At 65.3% G+C, this 19,808-nt stretch carries 17 protein-coding genes, 18 tRNA genes and 1 pseudogene; 8 read left to right on the top strand and 28 right to left on the bottom strand.

Going from position 1 to position 19,808, the window contains the following annotated elements; translation table 11 throughout:
• Nucleotides 1–57: 57 nt before the first annotated feature.
• Nucleotides 58–1,440 (bottom strand): hypothetical protein, encoded by a 1,383-nt coding sequence (locus tag BKG60_RS19095; RefSeq protein WP_047036544.1) that lies wholly within the window; start codon nt 1,438–1,440, stop codon nt 58–60.
• Between the two features lie 133 nt (nt 1,441–1,573).
• On the opposite strand from BKG60_RS19095, the gene BKG60_RS32540 reads away from it, so the two are divergent.
• Nucleotides 1,574–3,529, top strand: coding sequence for a hypothetical protein (locus tag BKG60_RS32540; protein WP_235624421.1), 1,956 nt, complete (start codon nt 1,574–1,576; stop codon nt 3,527–3,529).
• A 26-nt stretch (nt 3,530–3,555) separates the two neighbouring features.
• Here BKG60_RS32540 and BKG60_RS19085 read toward each other — a convergent pair whose 3' ends face one another.
• Nucleotides 3,556–4,401 carry a hypothetical protein gene (locus BKG60_RS19085; protein WP_052773177.1) on the bottom strand — a complete coding sequence of 282 codons (846 nt, stop codon included), beginning with the start codon at nt 4,399–4,401 and terminating at the stop codon, nt 3,556–3,558.
• Between the two features lie 122 nt (nt 4,402–4,523).
• On the opposite strand from BKG60_RS19085, the gene BKG60_RS19080 reads away from it, so the two are divergent.
• The 4 genes from BKG60_RS19080 to BKG60_RS19065 all read left to right on the top strand — a co-directional run bounded on the left by BKG60_RS19080 (nt 4,524) and on the right by BKG60_RS19065 (nt 8,241).
• Nucleotides 4,524–6,986, top strand: a complete 2,463-nt coding sequence (locus BKG60_RS19080; RefSeq protein WP_235624420.1) for an ATP-binding protein — start codon at nt 4,524–4,526, stop codon at nt 6,984–6,986.
• A complete protein-coding gene (locus tag BKG60_RS19075) occupies nt 6,983–7,387 on the top strand; it encodes a hypothetical protein (RefSeq protein WP_047036539.1) in 405 nt (134 codons plus the stop codon). The genes BKG60_RS19080 and BKG60_RS19075 overlap by 4 nt, the downstream gene beginning before the upstream one ends.
• A complete protein-coding gene (locus BKG60_RS19070) occupies nt 7,384–7,866 on the top strand; it encodes a hypothetical protein (protein ID WP_052773176.1) in 483 nt (160 codons plus the stop codon). Before BKG60_RS19075 ends, BKG60_RS19070 begins: the two co-directional genes overlap by 4 nt.
• Nucleotides 7,867–7,947: 81 nt before the next feature.
• A complete protein-coding gene (locus BKG60_RS19065; protein ID WP_047036538.1) occupies nt 7,948–8,241 on the top strand; it encodes a hypothetical protein in 294 nt (97 codons plus the stop codon).
• Here the strand turns inward: BKG60_RS19065 and BKG60_RS19060 are convergent.
• The 3 genes and pseudogenes from BKG60_RS19060 to BKG60_RS32535 form a co-directional block, all read right to left on the bottom strand.
• Nucleotides 8,229–8,570, bottom strand: a pseudogene (locus BKG60_RS19060) (8-oxoguanine DNA glycosylase OGG fold protein); the annotation flags it as partial. The gene BKG60_RS19065 and the pseudogene BKG60_RS19060 overlap by 13 nt on opposite strands.
• 359 nt (nt 8,571–8,929) lie before the next feature.
• Nucleotides 8,930–9,205, bottom strand: coding sequence for a hypothetical protein (locus tag BKG60_RS19050; protein WP_052773175.1), 276 nt, complete (start codon nt 9,203–9,205; stop codon nt 8,930–8,932).
• Nucleotides 9,202–9,825 carry a hypothetical protein gene (locus BKG60_RS32535; protein ID WP_235624419.1) on the bottom strand — a complete coding sequence of 208 codons (624 nt, stop codon included), beginning with the start codon at nt 9,823–9,825 and terminating at the stop codon, nt 9,202–9,204. The genes BKG60_RS19050 and BKG60_RS32535 overlap by 4 nt, the downstream gene beginning before the upstream one ends.
• A 484-nt stretch (nt 9,826–10,309) precedes the next feature.
• On the opposite strand from BKG60_RS32535, the gene BKG60_RS19040 reads away from it, so the two are divergent.
• Complete coding sequence (locus BKG60_RS19040) at nt 10,310–10,621, top strand: helix-turn-helix domain-containing protein (protein WP_075909838.1); 312 nt, start codon at nt 10,310–10,312, stop codon at nt 10,619–10,621.
• On the opposite strand, the gene BKG60_RS19035 is transcribed toward BKG60_RS19040, so the two are convergent.
• The 21 genes from BKG60_RS19035 to BKG60_RS18920 all read right to left on the bottom strand — a co-directional run bounded on the left by BKG60_RS19035 (nt 10,615) and on the right by BKG60_RS18920 (nt 15,643).
• Nucleotides 10,615–11,841 carry an AlbA family DNA-binding domain-containing protein gene (locus BKG60_RS19035; RefSeq protein WP_075909837.1) on the bottom strand — a complete coding sequence of 409 codons (1,227 nt, stop codon included), beginning with the start codon at nt 11,839–11,841 and terminating at the stop codon, nt 10,615–10,617. The two genes, BKG60_RS19040 and BKG60_RS19035, sit on opposite strands and share 7 nt — an antisense overlap.
• Before the next feature lie 171 nt (nt 11,842–12,012).
• Nucleotides 12,013–12,086 (bottom strand) — tRNA-Pro (locus tag BKG60_RS19030).
• 162 nt (nt 12,087–12,248) lie between these two features.
• A tRNA-Tyr gene (locus tag BKG60_RS19020) sits at nt 12,249–12,333 on the bottom strand.
• Between the two features lies 1 nt (nt 12,334).
• A tRNA-Val gene (locus BKG60_RS19015) sits at nt 12,335–12,409 on the bottom strand.
• 22 nt (nt 12,410–12,431) lie between these two features.
• Nucleotides 12,432–12,508: transfer RNA gene (locus tag BKG60_RS19010), tRNA-Asp, on the bottom strand.
• A gap of 20 nt (nt 12,509–12,528) precedes the next feature.
• A tRNA-Val gene (locus BKG60_RS19005) sits at nt 12,529–12,605 on the bottom strand.
• 30 nt (nt 12,606–12,635) lie between these two features.
• A tRNA-Arg gene (locus BKG60_RS19000) sits at nt 12,636–12,708 on the bottom strand.
• A gap of 41 nt (nt 12,709–12,749) precedes the next feature.
• Nucleotides 12,750–12,822 (bottom strand) — tRNA-Phe (locus BKG60_RS18995).
• Nucleotides 12,823–12,958: 136 nt separating this feature from the next.
• A tRNA-Glu gene (locus BKG60_RS18990) sits at nt 12,959–13,032 on the bottom strand.
• Between the two features lie 65 nt (nt 13,033–13,097).
• Complete coding sequence (locus tag BKG60_RS18985; RefSeq protein WP_019348417.1) at nt 13,098–13,562, bottom strand: HNH endonuclease; 465 nt, start codon at nt 13,560–13,562, stop codon at nt 13,098–13,100.
• Between the two features lie 57 nt (nt 13,563–13,619).
• A tRNA-Ala gene (locus tag BKG60_RS18980) sits at nt 13,620–13,692 on the bottom strand.
• An 11-nt stretch (nt 13,693–13,703) separates the two neighbouring features.
• A tRNA-Asn gene (locus tag BKG60_RS18975) sits at nt 13,704–13,776 on the bottom strand.
• Between the two features lie 16 nt (nt 13,777–13,792).
• Nucleotides 13,793–13,866, bottom strand: a tRNA-Leu gene (locus BKG60_RS18970).
• A gap of 1 nt (nt 13,867) precedes the next feature.
• Nucleotides 13,868–13,943: transfer RNA gene (locus BKG60_RS18965), tRNA-Gly, on the bottom strand.
• Between the two features lie 138 nt (nt 13,944–14,081).
• Nucleotides 14,082–14,157, bottom strand: a tRNA-Thr gene (locus BKG60_RS18960).
• 357 nt (nt 14,158–14,514) lie between these two features.
• A tRNA-Thr gene (locus tag BKG60_RS18950) sits at nt 14,515–14,591 on the bottom strand.
• Between the two features lie 167 nt (nt 14,592–14,758).
• Nucleotides 14,759–15,007, bottom strand: a complete 249-nt coding sequence (locus BKG60_RS18945; RefSeq protein WP_207553886.1) for a hypothetical protein — start codon at nt 15,005–15,007, stop codon at nt 14,759–14,761.
• 96 nt (nt 15,008–15,103) lie between these two features.
• Nucleotides 15,104–15,178 (bottom strand) — tRNA-Gln (locus BKG60_RS18940).
• 103 nt (nt 15,179–15,281) lie between these two features.
• Nucleotides 15,282–15,365 (bottom strand) — tRNA-Leu (locus BKG60_RS18930).
• A gap of 95 nt (nt 15,366–15,460) precedes the next feature.
• Nucleotides 15,461–15,533: transfer RNA gene (locus BKG60_RS18925), tRNA-Gly, on the bottom strand.
• Between the two features lie 37 nt (nt 15,534–15,570).
• Nucleotides 15,571–15,643: transfer RNA gene (locus tag BKG60_RS18920), tRNA-Lys, on the bottom strand.
• A gap of 814 nt (nt 15,644–16,457) precedes the next feature.
• Here BKG60_RS18920 and BKG60_RS18915 point away from each other — a divergent pair.
• Nucleotides 16,458–16,709, top strand: coding sequence for a hypothetical protein (locus tag BKG60_RS18915; protein WP_047036781.1), 252 nt, complete (start codon nt 16,458–16,460; stop codon nt 16,707–16,709).
• A gap of 64 nt (nt 16,710–16,773) precedes the next feature.
• Nucleotides 16,774–17,103, top strand: a complete 330-nt coding sequence (locus tag BKG60_RS18910) for a hypothetical protein (RefSeq protein ID WP_047036531.1) — start codon at nt 16,774–16,776, stop codon at nt 17,101–17,103.
• A 56-nt stretch (nt 17,104–17,159) separates the two neighbouring features.
• Here the strand turns inward: BKG60_RS18910 and BKG60_RS18905 are convergent, their stop codons facing one another.
• A complete protein-coding gene (locus tag BKG60_RS18905; protein ID WP_047036529.1) occupies nt 17,160–18,752 on the bottom strand; it encodes an ATP-binding domain-containing protein in 1,593 nt (530 codons plus the stop codon).
• A 448-nt stretch (nt 18,753–19,200) separates the two neighbouring features.
• Nucleotides 19,201–19,728, bottom strand: a complete 528-nt coding sequence (locus BKG60_RS18895; RefSeq protein WP_047036527.1) for a hypothetical protein — start codon at nt 19,726–19,728, stop codon at nt 19,201–19,203.
• Between the last annotated feature and the right edge of the window lie 80 nt (nt 19,729–19,808).

Genomic DNA, 19,808 nt, shown 5'->3' with positions numbered 1-19,808 from the left:
CGCCGTCGCGACACGGCCCAACTTGCGGGACGTGACACGGCGGGTGCCCGTCAGGCCTTAGTACGGCTCCGCCGCGTAGAAGTCGTCAATGGTCCACTCGTCCGCCGACACCGCCAGCGTCTCCGTCGAAGTCACCTGTCCCCGCCGATTCATCGACCGCGCCACTATCTCCACGTCGAGCCGCTCCGGCGCTGTCAGGGCCGCAACGATGGTGGCGTCGAGTTCGCGCGACCACTCGCCGGGGCGAAGGTCACCGACGTCCCACGTGATCTCGAACAAGTCATCCAGTTCGGTCACCGATCCTGACCGGCTGTGAATCGGTACGAGATCCTCCACGCTGGCGCCGACCCACGCTGCGGGCTGCTGGCGGAATTGGTCCAGATGGTCCGGCCACTTCGGTTTCTCCGGCCAGTGGCCGGCCCGCGGCGAAGTCGTGTAGACCAGCACGCGGTTCTTCGGGACGCGAACGGTCAGCTGCACTCCGGAAACCGGATCCTCCGTGTCGTTGCCCACCTGGAAGTACACGGCGTTGGCGTTCTCGTCCCGCACGATCGCCCGCAGCACGTGGTTGGGAAGTGCTCGACCCAGCTTCGCAAGGTAGGTCTTCACCCGCTGGTCGAACGCAGCGGCGGCGTTGGAATCAACGAGCCGGTGGAGTGACCCCAGCCCCGTACTCCCGGTAAACAGGCTCGACAACGACAAGCCGCCGCCGGCCGACGACGGCTCCGGAGGCATCGGTGCCGGTGGAGGCGGTTCGCCGCTGGTGGCGCGGACGTATACCTCGTGTCGGCTCAACCACTCTTCTACCTGCTCGCGACCGATGTTGAGCCGGTACAGCGGGTCAGCGATGCATCGGAGTTTCAGATCCAACTCCGGTTGCCGAGCACCCTGTGCGTGACGCTCGAGCAGCATCTCCATCTCCTTCGGACCCGCCGGCGCCGTGCGTGCGGGACCGCGGTGGAAGACCGCACCCGCATCAAACTTGTCGTACTGCCTCTGCAGCGTATGGATTGCGTCCCCGGGCTGGGGAGGCTCGACGACGACCACGAGCACTTCCACACCGGCGAATTGGAGGGAACGCGGCGTGAATCGGGGCGTCGACGCGTAGATCTTGATCCCCGGGGTGAGGTCGGCGTGGTCGATCGCGACGACACCCGGCGCCGCGCGGGGCTCCACTCCCACGACCATGTACGCGACGCCACCGGTGGTGAGCAGGGCGTCGTCCACGGAGCGGTTCGCGAACCCGAGGATGGCTTTCGCGACGGCGAACCTCCCAGGGGCCTTTGTCAGGTCGAGGCTGCTCTTCCACTCCAGCCAGTTGGTCTCCTGCGCCTCGGGACGGGAGCCGTAAATCGCCATGACCAAATGGAGAAGTTCATCGTCAGTGCGAAGTTGGCGCGACGTGTCGATGCCGCTCAGCGTGAGGTGCTCCGGGTCCACCAGTCGAGCGTATGCGGCAGGGGTGACAGCTCCTGGCGCGGCGACACCGCGTGAACGTCGACCAGCTTCGTCGGCGCGATTTACAGTCACCGGCATGTGTACGTCGCCGACACCACTTCGGATGGTGTGATCGATGTTCGAGCAGCGCGATCGGTGGATGGAGGAATTACGCGAGCACATCGACCAGAAGGAGTTGGTCACCTGCGCCTCCGGCCACATGCCGCTGACCGCGATCGTGGCGGAGATCGCCGAAGCGTGTTCCGACCCTCGGCCCCATGACGGGGGCAACATCCGCGACTGGCGGTCGATCGACTCCGACTTGGCCGACTCGCTCGACTGGATCGGACCCGAACTCGGTGCGCTGATCGGCGGACTGGGACAGGCGATCCGCCAGACGATCACCGGCGGACTCCTGTTCACGAAGCCAAACGGAAAGTTGGGCCTGGACGACACCAAGCGGCCGGTTGTAGGCGCTGCGACAGCGGCACTCACCGCAATCCTCGGAGACGACGACCTACTGGTAGCAGCGTGGCGGGATCTGGTCGTGGCGTGCGGCAACGTCGACCACACCGTGTACCCATACGAGCGGATCAGGTACCTACGCGACACGGTGATCGGCTTGAGCGAGTACCGCAAGCAGGGGCGGGGCTTCGGCAGCCCCGTAGGGTCCGCCGTGGATGTCCTCTTCGGCACGGAGAGCGGTGTCCGATACGCGCGGGAGATGGTGGGCGACCCGATCGACAACGGCCCGTACGACCCGAACGCCAGTGCAGGGCTCACCGACAGCCAACTCGCTGATCTCGCTGAGCGGTGCATCGTCACAGGCCCGCCGCCCGCCGGGGAGTACGTGGTCTGGTTCCGCATTTCCCCAGCCTTCATCCCCGCCGTCGACTGCGTCACCCATGGCGACGTCACGTTCTACCACGCGCAGACCCTCGCCGGATCCCTCACCGATTACGAGCGGGCACGCGCACTCGCCGTCGTACCGGAGGAGCTGCTTACCGACGAGATCAGCGAGTTGCAACTGTCGGACAAGGTGAACGACTACCGGGGGTTCCAGTTCGAAGCGCAGCTCGTGTACGCACGGGTTGCGGTCCGCAACGTCGAGCGCCATCGCGCCACAGACGTCGCGCGGACCTACTTGGACACAGTCCTCGCCGTAGTCGGCGTACCCGACGGCATGTGGCGAGTGCTCGGCGGGCACCTGCTCTTCGCAGTCGGAGCACCGCCGCCCTGGATACCCGCCGAATGGGGACCGAAGGAACCGCAGCCCGAGCCCGTCTTCTACCAGAACGACTTCGTCACGACCCGACTGCGCGAGATGACCGCAGACGGCCACGTGATCACGGCCGCGGCTGCCGAGGAGCTGCAGAAGGTGCTGCGCCTCGAAAAGGGGCTCGATAATGCACCGCGGTCAGATCCCGAGGCGATCGTCATGGCCGCGGTCCGCGCGATCGAGCACGCCAACACCTGGGTGACCCCGACCCCTGGTCGCAACTGGTATGACTTCGCGGTCGAGTACTTCGGTGACGGGTACACCGTCGAGGCGCTCGCCAACCGTGTGGTGAACGACGTATACACGGCAGTGCAACTCCGGCCCGATCGGTCTCCGGGCGCCGCGACCCCGACTGAACTTGGAGTCATCCGGGAGGACATCACGGTGCACACGGGGTACGGCGAGCGCATCGACAAGCTCAAGACCCCGCCTCACGTGTCCACGCTCAAGACGATCTACGCCGACCACCCATTGGCCCGGCGGCTGGCGGAGACGGAACAGTTCCTCACCGACTCCGCGGTGCTCGGAACGACGTTCGACGTGGAGAAGCAGCACGTCAGCAACAGGGTGGAGAGGCTCAGGCGGACCAGGAACGCCGCGATCCACGGCGGTGTCCTATCCGAGGCAGCGTGCGCCACCATCGCCGACTTCGCCGTCTACCTCGCGCGCATGGCGCTGAACGCAGCGGTCTGGGCCATCGTCACCGGGCAACCAGTTAGTGCGCACATGACGCAGCGGCGGGACGACTACCGCCAGCAGATCCGGCGACTCAAGCAGGGCGGCGACGTGGCGAACCTCTTCAAGCTCACCTAGTCCTCGCAGACGCTGCCGGTGCCGACTCAGAAGTACTGGTCCACCCGGCGCAGGATGTTCGCGAGCATGATCACCGCGTCTGCCGCGATCCCGGCGTCCCGCCGAGTGGGCTCCGCGGAGTGCTTCACGCTGTGGGCCAGCTCGATCGTCTTGACCACGACGCCGCGGATCGCTTCGTTGTCCTTGCCTGCCAGGGAGTCCTCGACGTAGCGGCTGATCCGCAGCTTCGTCTTGTCGGGCGAGAGCTGGGTCTCCCCTTCGCGCACGTGGACCGCGGGGTCGTACACGCTGCGGCTGATGGCCTCCAGTACCGCCACAGCACGGTTGCCGGTGTCCCGGTAGTCCTGCGTGGTGGCCGCGGTCCGGAAGCGGCGACGTAGCTCTGTGAGCTCGGCATCTACCTTCGGCCACCCGGTTTTCGTGTGCGGCGAGACGGCCTCGGCGTTCACCTCCCGGAACTGGGCCTCTTCGAGTTTGTCCAGCTTCCGCTGCACCGGACCGAAGAAATCCTCCAGCAGGTCGCGGCGGGCCTGATACGAGCCGGTGCGGTCGTTCTTGATCCAGTAGGTCTTGAAGCCCTTGAAGTTCCGCCACGGGAAGTCCAGCTCGATGTCGATGCGGTGCAGCGTCGCTTTCAAGGCGCGCTGCGCGAGCGCGATCTGTTTGTCGTCGAGGCGGGTGGCACCGTCGGTCCCGCACGCCTTGAGCTCGTCCCAGACGACGCCGGTCAAGGCGCTCGCCACGTCCAGGTCGTCGTAGCCGGGTACCGGGCCAGCCCGCAGCCGGTCCAGGAGGTCGACGCGCAGGTGGACGGTGGGGGTGCCCCACGGCCCCGAGTCAGCGCTCCCGGCGAAGAAGTCATCCTGGATCACGGCACGTGACGGTACATAGCTGGTCCGACAAGAAGTGCGTGTTTCCGAACTGATTTGCACGCCCGACAATTTCGTCGGAGGTGTGTGCGAAGCTGCGTTGCACATCCGGTTGTGAGGGGGACGTGACAGTGGACGGTGTGGGGCTCGGCGGTTCAGTCGAGGCGGAGGTCTGGGAACTACTGACCGACAACGAGTCGGTGGACGACGAGACCGTGTACCTCGTCGCAGCGGCGATGCGGGGCGACGACGAGTTCGCCGATCAACTCGGCGGGGACGCGGCGGCACCGGAGCGGCCGAAAGTCGAGACGATCGACGCCCCGCCGCCGCTGCGCGCCTTCCTCCGTTCCATCACGGTGTCGGGGTTCCGCGGCATCGGCGGGCTCGCCACTTTGGAGGTGAACCCCTACTGCGGCATCACGGTGATCAGCGGCCGCAACGGCTCCGGCAAGTCCAGCTTCGCCGAGGCGCTGGAGTACGCGCTCACCGGCACCAGCTACCGGTGGGAAGCCAAGAAGGGCCAGCACTGGCAGACGTCGTGGCGCAACCTGCACGCCGGCGAACCGGCGTCCATCAAGATCGACTTCGCGATGGAACCCGACGACGATCGCACCGGGACAGTCGCCACCGTCGGTGTGGACTGGTCGCCGGGCTGCAAGCTGAACGAGGCCGAACGCTGGTCACAGATCAAGGGGCAGAAGCGGGAAACGGTCGCCGCGCTCGGCTGGGAGCAGCCGCTCAAGACTCACCGGCCGCTGATGTCCTACGACGAACTGGGCGGGCTCTTCGAAGAGGGACAGGCCGCGCTGTACGACGCGCTCGACATGCTGCTCGGGCTCGACGACGCCGCCGCAGCCGAGGTCCGGCTCAAGGACGCCGAGAAGCAGCTGGGCGGGGCACGCAAGACGGCGAACGACGCCCGCACCCGTCTGCGCAACTCCCTGAGCGATGTCACCGACCCGCGCGCGGAACAGGTGAAGAAGCTCACCGCGCGGGTGCCCTACGACCTCGATGCGATCAAGACGACGACGTTGGGCACAGCGACCGACCAGGCCGCCACCATCGCGAAGCTTCGAAGGATCGCGGCGCTCGAAGTTCCGCTGACGGCCAAGGCCACCGAGGTCGCCGAGGAGCTGCGCGCGGCCATCGACGCGCACGCGGCCGGGGCCGACTCCGCGGTGAAGGCGCTGACTTCACGGGCGGCACTGCTGCGCGACGCTCTGCACCTGCACGCTGACACCGGCGACGGGGCCTGCCCGGTGTGCGAGACCGGGACCCTCGACGCCGATTGGCGCGCCGCGGCCGAGGAACGCCTGCGGGCCGCCGAAGCGAGCACCGCCAAGCACCAGGCCCTGGCTCAGCGACTAAGGCTGGCGCGGTCGGTGGCGGACACATTCTTCGGAGAGGTCGTCGACGTGGCCGCGGTCGAGGGAGTCGACCTGGTCGCGCTGGCGCCGTTCGCTGCTGCGCTCAAGAGCGCGCGCACGGCGCCGGACACCCTGGCCGACCGGCCCGGCCACGTCGAGCTGGCCGCCTTGGAACTCGACGAGGCGGCCGCGGCGCTGCGCAAGGAAGCCGCGGAGCGCGCGGACAGTCTGGAGGACGCGTGGGCACCCATCGCAGGGGCGATCGTCTCCTGGGTCGAGCTGGAGACCGCGGCGCGCAAGGACGACGCCAGCCTTGAGCGGGTCAAGCGGGCGTTGAAGTGCTTGCGTGCGGCGGCCGACACGCTGCGGGAGCGGCGCCTGGCACCGATGGTGGAACAGACAGGTGAGTTCTGGGGCCGGATGCGGCACGAGAGCAACGTCGACATCGGCAGCATCAGCCTCGAAGGAGCGGCCAAGCGCCGCCACGTCGTCGTCGACGGTGCCGTGGACGGGGTGTCGACCGGTGCGCTGACGGTGATGAGCCAAGGGGAGCTGCACGCGCTGGCGCTGGCCATGTTCATCCCGCGCGCCACCACACCGGCGAGCCCGTTCCGCTTCCTGGTGCTCGACGACCCGATCCAGGCCATGGACCCGGCCAAGATCGCGGGGTTCCTCGACGTCCTGGTCGAGCTCGGCAAGACCCGGCAGGTGATCGTCTTCTCACACGACGACAGGCTGCCGGCCGCGATCCGCGCACGCTCGGTGCCCGCCCAGCTGCTCGACGTCACCCGGGAGCAGGGGTCGCTGGTCGTGGTGAAGCCGAACGACCTGCCCGCGGACCGGTACGTCGCCGACGCCGAGGCCCTCATCCTCGACGACGACATCGACGACCTGATCAAGCGGAAGGCGGCACCAGGCCTGTTCCGGATGGCGATCGAAGCGGCCGCCCACCAGCGGTACTTCAGCGAACAAGCCAAGACCGGTGCGGTCTATCACGAGTCGGACACCGCTTGGGAAGAGGCGAAGACCACCCAGCGGCGGGTGGCGCTCACTCTGACCGGGGCCGCAGACGGAGACGTGTCCGGCTGGAAGTCGTATCGGGCGTACAGGTTCCCGACGTTGGCGATTTCCGCGTCGGGTAGCCACCGCGGCGCCAAACTCGACCGCGGAACCATCCAGGACCTCCGCAAGACCGTCCGTGACATCGTGGCGGGTCAGTGACCAGCGACGCCGAGCTACTGCTCACACGGGCCGACAAACTCCTCAACTCTCCCGATCGTGCGGCTGTCGGCAACTCCGCCCGCCTCGCGGCGTTCCTGGCGCGCCAGGCGGTCGAGGACCTGATCGACGCCCGCTGCGCGGAGCTGACCGGTGTCCGGGCGGTCGTCGGGACCGCGAGAGCCAAGCTGGCGGTGCTCAAGTCGCTCGACACCACCCCTGCCGGACCCGTGCTCATCGACGCCTGGCACCAGCTGACCGGCTTCTGCCACCACCACGCCTACCAGCTGTCGCCGACGGTGCCGGAGGTGCGGGCGCAGTGCGCTGCGGTCGAGCGGGCCTGCCTCGGCGGGATGCCCGAACCATCGGCAGGTTCCGTGGCCGGGGATACGGTCAGCGCATGACCTCCGCGTTCAAGCGTCCAAAGCTGACCACCCAGCAGGTCGGCGCAGCCGGGGAGCACTTCGTGGCCGCCGAGATCCACCGCCGCGGCGGCTACGCCGTGACGTTCTCCGGGAACATGCACGACATCGACCTGCTGGCCAGCGACGCCAACCACGACCGCGTGATCAGCATCCAGGTCAAGACGAAGACGGCCGGCACGTGGCAGACAAGCACCAAGCGGGGCAAGAAGCGGAGGGCGCCCGAGGCCGAGACGAAGTATTGGGTGCTCGTCGACCTCGGAAAGGCATACCCGGAGTTCTACGTTGTGCCCCTGTGGTGGATGGAGAACGACATCCACGTCGCGCACAGCAAGTACCTCGCGGACTCCGGCGGCCACCGCGTCAAGAACGACGCAAGCACCCACCACGCGATCCCCGTCTCGCGCATCGCGCAGTGGAAGGACCAGTGGGACGTGCTGGAGATCCTGCCGAAGGTATGAAACCAGCCACGTCCGGTGCCATCTGGGTGTGCAGCCCCTTGCCGCCCTACGTGACCGTCGACAACACCAGAAGGAAACCCGATGCCGGACAACGAGTTCGATGACGACGGCACCAACGACTACATCGAGGTGTTGAAGACCGTCATCGGCGGGCTGCACCTTCTCGTCGACACCCTGATGGGGAACTCCGTCAACGGGGTCGAGACCACTCCCGAAGAACAACGGCAGGCATGGGAGGACGGAAAGGGGGCCGGCCGCCTGCGAGCAATCGGACCGCGGGTGAACCCGTACCGGACGACCACCGAGGGGCGGTACCTGCTCGCACAGCTGTGGCTCGTTGGTCGGCAGGGCGTCTGGGACGGTCACCTGATCTGAGGCGCGCCGCCGCGGCGATCATCGGCCCGCAGCGATTTTCGGCCCTCGGCGAAGTAGGCCATCTCCACCGCGTCGGCACGCACGCCCTCGGCGGTTGTGATGCCCTGTGCGTGGTCGATCCACCTCGCGTAGGTGGATGGATCCCACGGCCCGTTCTGTGAGATGTCCCAACCGTCGACCGCTTTCAGCGCCACGGCCGCGAACTGGTCCGGGATCAGCGCTCGGCCAGGTTGACGGTCACGGGCGTCTGCGGCGTAGAGAAACCTGGTGAAGAACGACGGGCCGAGGTGCTTGAGGTAATGCGGCCGCCCGCGCAGCATCGCGGCGTAGGCGTCGACAGTGTTGCCTCTCTACACCGTCTCAGCGACCGCGTGGAGTGCCTCGTCCGCACGCCGAGAATCGTTGTCCCGGAACCGCCCTTGCCCGGCGGCCGAGGAACGCTGAGCTTCCGGTTCCCTAGACGTAGCCGGCGAGCAGCGACTGAGGAAGTCCGTGCCTGTTCGCGGTGTCCAGCCAGGCGACCCTCGTGATGGTGCGATAGCCGCAGTCCTCGGCAGGCAAGACCGCGCCGTGTCGGTCAAGCGGGTACGAGACGTCGAAATCCGCTGCTACACAATCCGCAACGTCAGCCGCACCGCAGTTCCGCGGCGCGATTTCACACCACGGGTGGTGGTCCACCGGAGACCGCTCATCGCTGGTTCCCACCGCATTTCACGCACCAGGTGATCCGCTCGGGCTCCACCGTCCCGCACCGGCCGCAGGTGTGCGCCAGCTCTGCAAGCGTGGCCCAGACCAGCAGGCGGCCTGCGTCGGTGTTGGCGGTGAAGATTGTCTTCGGGCCTAGGATGGTTGCGTCGATCATCTGTACCTCGGCGGTGGGTTCCACCTCGGCGAGATCGGCGACCAGTCGGTCAGTGCCTGCCAGCCAGCCGGGGCGATCTCCGGGGATGACCGGATCGTTCACGGCTGCTTCACCATGATCGACGCCGGCTCCGCGAGGATGCGCGCTATCACGTCGCGTTGCCGGTCCGACAGCATCTCCGGGGTGTAGCCGTCCAACGTGAGCGCCCACCAGACCGTGGCGGTCGACGGGCAACCGGGACAGACGCGCGGACTGATCACGCCGAAGCGCCCTTGCCGCGGCGGGTAGTCCCACCCTGCGTCGTATGCCTCGTCTGGCGTGAGCACCTCCTCGACATCGCATACCTCGCACATGTGACGGAGCGCCATCGCGAGCACACCGCGGCGGAGTTCTCCGGTGCTTGGCATGATCACGTCACCCGCTGGGCGGTCGGTGTAGTGCGCGGTGTCGGGCACCGGAACGACTTCGATCCCGCCGACGATTACCGTCTGCCCAGAGAGCATCGCCGCGAGCTCGCCGCGGGTGACGAGCACCATGCCTTCCACCGCGCCGGCGTCGGCTTGCGCCGCTGTCCGGTCGGTGCCTTCTACCGCACGTACTCGCACCAAGCCGCATGGGGAGCCGATGGTACGAGCGCTGCGGGGGTCGTCCAACTTGTCGTTGAGCGCCTGCAGGTTTCGGGTCGTGAGTTCGACGCGGCGGGCGTTGGCGTCGTACCTCATCGCTCCTGCCTCGTCAGTACCAGCGTCATCATCGGCTCGCCGATTGTGACTGCAGGGTCGTGCTCCGGCAGGGGAACGGTGATCGCAATTCGGGTGTTCCCCAACCAGTCAGGGCGCCGGGTCGAGCCCCTACGAAGCGTCACTGACATCAATACCAGCGTTGATCATCCTCGGCCACAACCACTCTCGCAGGAACAGCTGCTGACGAGACAACCCCTCATCGGACGCCAATTGTTCCAGAAAGTCTGCCTCTGGATCCAACAGCCGGACCTTGCAGTCGCGGTTGCGCTGACGCGTCTCGGACCCGCTGCGTTGGGTCCTTTTCGTGGCTGCACTGCTGCGCGGTTGGGGATTCGTTATCACGTGGGCAGGGAGCTCCTTGTGTCTAGATGCTGACGCAATCAGTGGTGCACGCGCCTGTGTACCCGATGCACGTAATGCTAGTAGGGCAGACTTTTTCGTTGGCACACAGGGTACTTGTGGCGTGCCAACTAGACCCAGCCAAACAGATCCGGAGCGCGCCGAACTCTGGGCGCAACGCCGACAAGCAGTAGGTCAGCGCATTCGCAAATTGAGAATCGAACGCGGGCTCACGCAGGAGGCGCTTGCCTTGGAGTCCGGAGTGACCCGCAATGTGCTGATCCACGTTGAGCACGGAAAACGTGGCCTGCTCTTCGAGCGGCTATATGACTTAGCGGAGGTGCTCGGGGTCCCGGCCGGCGACCTCCTGCTAGTTGACGACCCAGGGCTGAATCCGAAGCGCCGGAACTCGTGCCGCGAGCGCGGCGCTCAGTAGCCGGAAAAGTGCTTCGATGAGTCGAGGCTGCGCAGAAGTGGTGCAACAAGCGCGGCCACTACTTGACCGGGGTTCTCGTCGATATCAATCAGCGAGGCTTCAGTAGCACGCTCGTAGATGTCCTCGGTATACACCGTTCCGCGATCACCAAACCTGCGGTCTTGCACGGCTAGCGAGCTGCTGCCGTCTAATCCGTTGATTGACAATGCAAAGCGCCAGCTTCCGGTGAAGCCAAACCTCCGCGACACTTCGGCGGCCAACCGAACCAGGAAGGACAGATTTCCGAGAATTAACGACTCGAATACCACCAATACATCCGGGGGCTGCGGGCTCACATGGGGAAATGACCATGTCGTGACAGCCCGCTCCGAGGCCAACACAAGTCGGCCGGCCTCGGTGAAGGTGACCTCGGCTGCGTAGTCTTTGTCCTCGAAACGCGCTCCGTTAAACATGCCGGTGGTGGCGGCGACTCCACCGGGGCGTCGCGCAAACCCGCTGGCGTCGGCAAGCGTGGGCGCGTACCGGCGGTTCTCGTCGCCGATCGCCGCATGCACGAGTTCTAGAACCGTCTGCTGCCACTGGTGCGATTCCGATAGAGGGACGAGCAACTCGTCGTGTGCGCCCCCTGGATCGGCCACCGCAACGAAAAGGGGGCGGTCGCCAACGAGGTTGTTACGGATCGTTCGAGCCTCCGTTCGGAGGTCTTTGCGATCGGACAGTCGGCGGTCAAGCAGTCGCACAACTTCGACGTTGGGCAGCACTCGATTGGTCTTGTCGCCGCGCCCGTAGTAGCGACCGTCGGCCATGTGCGGTGCACGTACCGAGACCGGTACGTGAACTACGAGGTAGCCGTGTCCTGGCTGCGTCATGGATTCGATGACGACAATGCGGACCTGCACGGCTTCCTCGACGCGCGTCTGCGCAATCTGTTCGATGCGCTCGGCAAGTCCTGCCACGGGAATGGGCCATAGCCTGGGCGGCGAGGTGTCTTCGTCGACGCCGATGAGGATCGTTCCCCCGTCGAGTGCGAAGGCGGCGATGTCACAGGCCAGCTTCTTGTTCGCCGAAGTGCCTGGCTCGAGTTCGCGCTTGAGGTCGAGCCAGTGCGTTTCCTCGAGGAGGCCGTTCTGGGCGCAGCGTTCGAGTTCTTCCTCGGTACGGGGATCCCAGCCCGCCGCTAGGGGCTTCGGCCCGTTGAGTCGGTCATCGAGAGCGGCCATCGGTTACTCGACTGTGCGGGTCGAAAAGACGTTCACAAGCTGCGATCCAACCACGAAGAGCAACCAAATCCGAGGGATTCAGGCGCATTGCCGACTTGAGCACAGAGTGTGATCTACAGCACAGTCCATTGCCTGTATGGCGTTGCGCCCCACCAATGCTCGGCCAATCTGTCGGGGTGACACGATTCGAACGTGCGACCTTCCGCTCCCAAAGCGGATGCGCTACCAAGCTGCGCTACACCCCGTGTGCTGGAACATCGTAACGGACATGTCTACGACGTCCCGAACTGCAAGTTTCTCCTGCCCCTCCAGATAAGATTTGAACCGAGGACCTTTCGCTCCCAAAGCGAACGCGCTACCAAGCTGCGCTACACCCCGTTTCGCGTCGTTGAGGCCGACGCGGGCCTTGGTGCCGGCAGAGGGATTCGAACCCCCTCACCCGAGAGACCTGATTTACAGTCAGGCGCGCCTCGCCAACTGCGCCGTGCCGGCGTGGTGGTCCCGGAGGGATTCGAACCCCCGACATCCGCGTTGTAGGCGCGGCGCTCTCCCGCTGAGCTACGAGACCTAAACGGTGCCCATTGCACCGCTGGCGCCAGTGACGGGGCTTGAACCCGCGACCTCCGCCTTGACAGGGCGGCGAGCTAACCAGCTGCTCTACACCGGCATGCGCGGCGATCCGCCGCGTGGTCGACCTGCGAGGAGTTGAACCTCGGACCTCATCGTTGTCAGCGATGCGCTCTAACCGTCTGAGCTACAGATCGTTTCGGGGAGTTGACGGTCCCGGTCCGTTGCACCGCGAGAGGGATTTGAACCCCCGGCCCCCTGCTTCGTAGGCAGGTGCTCTTTCCACTGAGCTACCGCGGCTCGGTGTCGGTGGCAGGAGTCGAACCTGAACACCGACAAAGCGGTCCCGACCGGAGTCGAACCGGCGTCTCCGGGGCTTCAACCCGGCGCTTGAACCGTGTCAGCTTCGGGACCATTTCAGGTGCGTGCCCGCAGCTGCAGGTGCGCATCGACCGCCCCCATCACTGCGTGGGTAATGCCCTGGCGCGCATCGAGCGCGGAAATCAACAGTCTGCCTGACGTGACGGCCAGCTGACCGGCGACGGCTAGGTAGTCCGTACGGGGATCGAACCCGTGATCTCCACCTTGAGAGGGTGGCGAGATAACCAACTACTCCAACGGACCATGTCGGGTCGGCGGCTGTGTCCCACACCGTGTCGACCGGCATGGTGCGCGGGACACAGCCGCCGTCACAGGTGGCCGGGACGAAACGGTTCGCGCACCAGGCGCATTCCCGCCTCGGCTGGCGTGCGATTGGCCTTGGCGCCGTTGCACGCCTCGCAGCTGGCCACCAGGTTGTGCCAGGTGTTTCCGCCACCGCGACTGCGCGGCAACAGGTGATCAATCGTCGTAGCGCTCCCGCCGCAGCCGACGAACTGACACCGGTTCGCGTCGCGCGTCAAGATCTCGGCGCGGCTGGCGTGATCGGCTTCGCGACGGTACGGAACCGGGGCGTAGCGCACCAGCAGCAGCGACTTGGGCAGCTCGATTGCGGCGGTGGGGGAGCGCAGCACCTGCGGCGGGTCGTGCGCCTCCAGCGCGTAGGCGACCTCGCGCATCAGCATCGACACTGCAGCCTGCCAGCCCACCCGGTCGAGCAGGCTGTAGTCGGCGTTGAACACCTCGACGGCAGGTGCGGGGGCCGTCATCGTCATGGCGCCGCACCTCCTTTCAGTGTCGTGGCGGGCCAGGTGGCGCGGATGCGCCAGAAGTGGAGACTGGGAGATTCGAACTCCCGACATCCTGCTTGCAAAGCAGGCGCTCTACCAGCTGAGCTAAGCCCCCGAAGTGGTGCGCTGGCCCGGAAGGGGTCGAACCTTCAACTACGCGATTAACAGTCGCGTGCTCTGCCAATTGAGCTACGGGCCAAGGTATTTCCTCTGTGTACCCCTCCCCGGATTCGAACCGGGAACCTTCGGAACCTAAATCCGACGCCTCTACCAGTTGGGCTAGAGGGGCATGGTGCGGATGGCGGGGATCGAACCCGCGGCCTTCTCGTTGGCAACGAAACGCGCTACCGGCTGCGCCACATCCACTTAGAGCCCACGACTTTCGACCAGCTGCAGCTGGCTTGCCCAGTTCGGCTACTGCCGCCATGCACCCCCGCATGGGGGAGGGGACCTGGTCTGACGGTTCCGCGCTCCGCTGCGCGAGCGGATAGTCACCGACAACCGTGGAGCCTTCACCGGGAGTCGAACCCGGGGCCTCGCCCATACCAAGGGCGCGCTCGTGCCACTGAGCTATGAAGGCGAAGCGGCGAGCATCGTACTTGAGCGTGTCCGCCAGATCATCTGCGTGGTCTCGGCTAGCGACAAGGGTGAGTAGCGCATTCACGCAGCGGCGCCTAGCGTCGTGATGCATGCAGATATCCCCACACACAGCCCTACTTGAACAACAGCGCTGTCTGCTGTTGGCCGTCGTCGGCCGGTGCAACGCCGATGAGTTGCACCGGTTCAGGATCCGAGTCGACCGGTTCGCTGAAGCGTCGACTCCAGACACGCCCATGGCCAGGCGTGAGCGGCTCCGCTACGGCCTCGCGACAATGGAGGACATGCTTGCGGCGATCGAGCGGCACTTTGAGCCGCTGCATTCGTCACAATCGGGTTGAGCCCCGGGCCGGATTCGAACCGGCGACGGTCGCTGCTTACAAGGCAGCCGCTCTGGCCGGACTGAGCTACCGGGGCGGGTTGTCCGCCTCGCGGCGGTTGCGAATGCGTTCATGCTGCTCGTCTCTCGGGAGGGGACCCACCGTTCATACCGGGCGGAGTCATGCCAATCGAGGGGAGTGGGAGCGCTGCTCACGGCCGTACTAGCGGCAACCATTGGGCGTGGAGTCCTTTGCGTGCACGTCCTACGCCGGCGAGCTGTCGCACCGCTGCCCAGCCGGCCAGAAGTCAGCGACCGGAATGATCAGCGTGGTGCCGCCCGTGCCGATGTTCTCGCGGCGGAACCAATAGCAGCGCTTGCCCTCAACTTGCGGTCCGTACCCGAGCGCGACACGTGCTCCCAGATAGTTCCACTTTTCTCGCACGCCCACGCCGCCGAGACTGATCGGTGTGAGGTGCAGTTTCGGGTTCATCGACATGGTGGATGTCCTCACTCCTGGAAACGATCAATTTCCCTAAAATAGAGAATAGATGCCGCCGCCTACAAGTGAGCAGCCCAGATGCGACACGCCGACGAGACGAGACGAGAGTGGCTGCCCCGCCTGGATTCGAACCAAGGCGAACTGAACCAGAATCAGTCATGCTGCCGTTTACATCACGGGGCAAGGTGCGTTTGTGGTCCGCCGACCTGCTGCCTCGCCAGGGTTCGAACCTGAACTAGGCGAACCAAAATCGCCGGTGCTGCCAGTTACACCACGAGGCAATCGGTAGCCCCCGCGGGAGTCGAACCCACACGCCCGAATGGGCACCGGGTTTTGAATCCGGTGCGTCTTCCAGTTCCGCCAGAGGGCCTGGCCGTTGAGGGGAGCCGAGCGGGTGCTGCAGCGTCCTGGTCATGCGACGACGCAGCATCCGGGTCGAGGTGAGCTCGCGCATCTCGCGCATCGAGCGGACGACGGGCATCGAACCCGCGACATCCACCTTGGAAGGGTGGCGCTCTGCCAGCTGAGCTACATCCGCAGTGTCCCAGGCGGCGCCGGGGACTGGTCGTGTGTTGTGCGCCGCGAAGGGATCGAACCTTCGGCCCGCTGATTAAGAGTCAGCTGCTCTACCGACTGAGCTAGCGGCGCGTATCTGCAGGTGCGGAACGGCATTCGAGACCCGTTCCGCACCTGCAGAAGACCGCACAGCCCACGCGATCGTGGTCCTGTACGGCAGCTGGGCGCATGGCGGCGCCCAGCCACTGCCCCTGGTTCACCGGTACGGGGCGAAACGCGAGCGTCTGGCTGACCGGTCGCATGCCCTCGAAAGAGCCCGGACGCCGAGGCGGCGCGTTCGCCTGTCCCGGTGAGGGGCAGTGCATCACACACTGTGGAGTTCTCAAGTTGCTGTGCATCACCGGGATGTCCCAGGGTGTCGCGGACCGAAGCCGTGATCGCTGCGAGCGATTCCGTATCCGGTGACCAGAATGGTGCTACTCGAAAAGCGAGTTGTCCAGCCCATTTTCAGCTGAAATAGTTTGTGGGACTGCGGATTTGAGTGCAGTTAGCTACAGAGACGTCAAGCGACGTTTCTGTCAGGGAAAACAGCCAGGCTGAGAGATTTATAAGATTGTTCTTCGGGCCCAAGCTTCCGACCGGGGCACACGCCCACTGACGGGGCGGAAGGGTGACGCGGTGATGGCCGGAAGCACCTGGGCTGGCTGAAGATGCGGGACTCGTCGACCGACCAGAGGCCGACAATGTTGGCGATATTGGTGCCCGCGCACGACAACGCAGCCGAGGATGCAGCGTGCATCCCGGTCGTTGTGCGATAGTCGCGGCCCCACACGGTCATGTATCAAAAGGTAACACCCGCTACCGACATCGACCAGCGAATACACGGGGCAACGCGCGTCCGCGCCGCAGGGAAGTTCGGGCAGCCGCAGCTGTGACGCTGCAGCACATGATGGAACGAAACACTGAACTGTCAGGAGCTGACCGCACCGCCGACGGTGTCCTGATCACCGAGGGCCTTCGGGTGTGGACTAACGATCTCGAGCGGGGCCACATATCACTGGCCGAAGCCGGCTACGAGACCAACCAGAACACCGGCGACAAAACGCTGTGGTTCCACGTGATTCGACGACCCGGCGACCGGGGCGTGTTGCAGTCCAGCGACCGGGTCGCTACCCGCTTCCAAGGTAAGCCGGCCTGAAGGGCAGTGCATCCGATCGCGCCGCGTGACGGACTTCCCAGACTCGTTGGCGAGGATCTTCGCCATGAGCAACGACTGGCCCATCCCCGAGGACCTGAGCGCTAACGGCCGCAAAGCCGCCGAGACGATCCGAGACTTCTTCACCGAGAAGAACATCACCAATCACGGTGGGGGAGGCAAGTTCTACTCGCCGCAGCAGTGGCTGGATCGCGGCGAGTTGTACGGACTGGGTTCACTGCTGATCATCACCCACGATGGCGGCGATCATGCCGGCGCATTCAATCTCGACTACGAGCAGTACGAGCTCCATGACCAGCTGCAGACGCGCTTGCGGTCACTCGGTGTGTTCGTTGAAGGCTGCACCGGCTGGTACAGCGCGATCCATCCCATCTGACAGATTCATTGAAAGACCCGGACCGAGACCGTGTTCGTGAGTGTGTCGCGGTAGGTCTACGCTGCGGGACGCCCGTAGGCGCCGTTCTTAGGTTCCGGCGGGGCCCACAGAACCTGATGTCGCGCCCGGGTCAGGGCCACGTACAGCAGACGCAGCTGCTCGTCATTGTCGTCATCGATCGGAACATCGCCCATATCGACCAAGACACGATCCCAGGTTCCGCCTTTGGCTTTATGCACGGTGGAGACGGTGACGTCGGCGCCTGAAGAGTCCCCCACCAGAGCCTGGGCCAGTGTTTTGATCGCGGATACCCCGTACTTGAGAACTGCCAGCACCTGGTCTCGCAGCTCCTCGTTTTCGGGGTCCTCTTCATAGAGCCAGTCGTTCCAAAGCGCAAGGTCGGTGAACCCCTGCAACACAGTGTCTTTCGCCTCTTCGGCTATGCCGTCTTCGACGAGTTCAACATCCCGGGCCAGTCGCTCCAACGCGACGATGTCGATCGTTGAGTGCACGCGGCGGCCGGCTGCGAGCTGAAGCATGATGTGTTCGATCACGCGGGCGTTGGTGCGGCACACCACTGCGGTGACGGCGTGGGTATCGCTGTCGCTGTATTGGTGGTGCACCTGCCCACTCTCCGGCCCAATCCCGACGAGGCGGATTCCAGTTCGGGCAGGGTCAAGCAGGTCGAGAACCTTGTTGGCCTCCGCGGCGATGGCGGGGCCGAAGCGGCGGCACTCTGTGAGCGGCAAGGCCCGGACTCCGGGCCGCATCACGAAGTCCTGCATGGCGTCGACGCTTCCAGTGAACGTGTAGATCTGTTGGTTCTCGTCGCCTACCAGGGCCAGCTGTACCCGGCCCTGCTGGGCCATGACGACGTGAGCTAGTACGGGGTTTGCGTCTTGGGCTTCGTCGTAGAGCAGCACGTCGCCGGGGCTGCCGATGATCGGCGCACTCAACGCCCACGCTTTCAGATAATGCTGGTGGCTCGTTCCCAGAGGGCTGTGGGGATCCGACAGTTCGTCCCACATGCGTCGTGCGCATGCAACCAGCTCCCGGCGCACGATCGGCCGCATCTCTTTCGGCATCCCTGCCAGGGACGGCACATGCATCCAGTCAATCTCGGATTCTGCGGACTGACAGAACTTCTCCACCGTCTTGCGAGTCAGTGTCAGAAACCGACGTTGCAACGAGAACCGCGGATCCCGGGATGGCACGATAACCCCTACGCACTTTCCGGTGCCGGGCTCCAGCTTCAATACGGCGTCAAGACACCGTGCGGCGCGGGGGACACCGAGCAAGCGCATCTCCTCCACCATGCGAAGAGAGTGCTTATTGAGCCGCTCCACCCAGTGCCGCAGCGCCGGGGTCGCCCGGCAGGTGCGGTTGGCCAGTGAGTGCGCGGTGGAGGCACGTGCGTTGGTGAGCCCGTACTCGGCGAATGTGGCCTGCACCTCGTCCGCGTTGCGTCGATTGAACGTGATGTACCAGGCTGTGGCGCCGGGCCGATGATCCCGCTGAGCCTGGGCGATCAAGGCCAGGGTGCTCGACTTTCCGGTGCCCGCCAGTGCTTGCACGGCGAGGTCTTCACCGCGGAGATATGCATCGATCACGGCCTGCTGCTCGGCGGAGGGGGCGAACGGAACGGGCACAACGACTCTCCTTGCTCAACGAAATCTCTAAAAAAGAGAGTATCTAGGAGTTCTTGCACTGCAACCGAATCAGTGCGCCACGCCGAGGCGTATGACCGTCGCGAACAAGGATTACGTCACACCGTAAGGCTGAGTTCAACCTCAGCGCAGTCGACGCAGACACCGAGACCTGCATGTGGGCAGAGGCTGAAATGGATACCGCATCGCGAACACAGCCGCCGTACGCTGTGCTCGGCGTCAGAGATCCCGTATGAATCGCGGTGGTTACCGGCTCGGGCCTCCGACGGCCGGCGTGGCGGGCCGGGCGGGTCGAGTGCGAGAAGCTCCAGGAAAAGCCGATCATCGTCAGTCACCGGCCGATACGGAGCGTGGACCGGGAGCATGTCTTCGGTGACGTCGAAAATGCTGATGGCCTTCACTGCGCCGCCGGACCCCCGGGATGGCATCCTCATCGCCCTCCTTCGAAAAGGACCACTCGCCAGGCGTGCGCACGCCCCGCGGCAGCTTCGAAGTCGCCGGCAGATGCTCCGTGCGTGTTCGATAACTCCCGTGAGTACCGCCGCAGCGCCTCGTGATGGGACAGGAGGCCGGTACTTGACCGCAGCACGGATAAGTATGCGTCGACGAAGACACGCAACGTGTCGGGGATGTCGCCGGGGACCGTGTCGATCCACCGGGAGAGCGGCGCTGATCCCTGAAACTCAGCGGCGTACCCGATCACGGCGAGGAAGTTGCCGATGCAGGCGTGGATCTCGTCCTTCGCCACCGCTTCGTATGTCGGGTGGTCATGTTCGAGTGCGCGAGCCGCGTCTGCGCCGCTCTGGTCGAGGGCGGCGTGCCGCTGCTCCTGGGCGATTCTCGCGGTGCGTCGTTCCTCCAGCGCGGCTGCGAATTCGAAGAGCCGGTATCTGCCGGCTCGCGCACACAGGCGAGTAAAGCCGGCGGCCGGGTCTGAATCGCCGACGATGTCCGGCAACAGAACTACGTGACGGTTGAACTCTGCGATCAGCCAGGCGAACGCGTCGGCCTGCAGGCCCTGGCCTCACGTTCTCGCTG

This window comes from Mycobacterium syngnathidarum (assembly GCF_001942625.1).
GTDB lineage: Bacteria > Actinomycetota > Actinomycetes > Mycobacteriales > Mycobacteriaceae > Mycobacterium > Mycobacterium syngnathidarum.
Note: the sequence above shows the minus strand (reverse complement) of the source record. Positions and strands in the feature narration are given on the sequence as shown.